Here is a 479-nt window from a genome sequence, read left to right as displayed (position 1 = left end):
CCCCAGTGGCGAAGAAATCCATGTCGATGAATGGGGACGCATCAAAGTCCGCTTCCTGTTCACCCGCAACCCAGACCATCAACATGCCGATGGTGCAGGCAGCAACGACAACGATACCGACTCGGCTTGGGTTGATGTCCTGACCCCATGGGCAGGTGACGGCTACGGTGCAAGATTCCTACCACGGATTGGAGAAATCGTGGTGATCGACTTCTTTGAAGGCGATATCGATCGGCCCTTTGTCACCGGACGCATCCACGAAGGACAACGCCACCCGACCCAATTCGACAGCCTTGGCAAATTGCCTGATACCAAAAAACTGGCGGGGATCAAAAGCAAAGAATACCAAGGCACAGGCTACAACCAACTGCGCTTTGACGATACAAAAGGACAAATCAGCACCCAACTGCACAGCAGCCATGGTGCAAGCCAACTCAACCTCGGCAAGTTAAGCCATCCCAAAGCCCAAGCAGAAAGTA

Annotated in this window: 1 protein-coding gene; it reads left to right on the top strand. The window is 53.4% G+C overall.

Going from position 1 to position 479, the window contains the following annotated elements; translation table 11 throughout:
- Positions 1 to 479, top strand: a 479-nt coding sequence (locus D7V20_RS19505) for a type VI secretion system Vgr family protein (protein WP_147395830.1), incomplete at both ends; no start/stop codon positions are given.

The sequence above is a fragment of the Acinetobacter rongchengensis genome (assembly GCF_003611475.1).
Taxonomy (GTDB): domain Bacteria; phylum Pseudomonadota; class Gammaproteobacteria; order Pseudomonadales; family Moraxellaceae; genus Acinetobacter; species Acinetobacter rongchengensis.
The sequence above is the reverse complement of the archived record's forward strand: the minus strand, read 5'-3'. Positions and strand labels throughout refer to the sequence as shown.